The following is a 333-nucleotide window of genomic DNA, read 5'->3' on the forward strand; positions in this document are numbered from 1 at the left end:
TTTTGACTTTTTGAACCGTACATCGTCTTTCGGTTGACTTTCAATTGCTCGGCCAAAGCATCTTTTTCACTTTGCAGGAGGCGATAAGCATCTTCCTTGTCTTTCAAAAGATTCATCAATTCCGATAACTGCCCGCGAAGAAGCGTGGAAGCTTCATTGGCGGCAAGTTGGCTCTCTGTCATCCTGTCCAATTTATCCATCAAAGAATCGATGCGTTCCCGATCGGATTTTTGGGAACTCATTAACTCTATTATCAGTTTGGACTTTTCTTCTGTTGTCATATCCGAATAGGGATCAAACCAAGGCTCCGGAGTGATTTCCCGAAGCTCAAGG

The 333-nt window shown here is 43.8% G+C and carries 1 pseudogene; it reads right to left on the reverse strand.

Going from position 1 to position 333, the window contains the following annotated elements:
* Nucleotides 1-333, reverse strand: a pseudogene (locus tag DXB63_RS17720) (IS66 family transposase); the annotation flags it as partial.

Origin of the sequence: Bacteroides sp. OM05-12, from assembly GCF_003438995.1 — a bacterium.
Classification (GTDB): domain Bacteria; phylum Bacteroidota; class Bacteroidia; order Bacteroidales; family Bacteroidaceae; genus Bacteroides.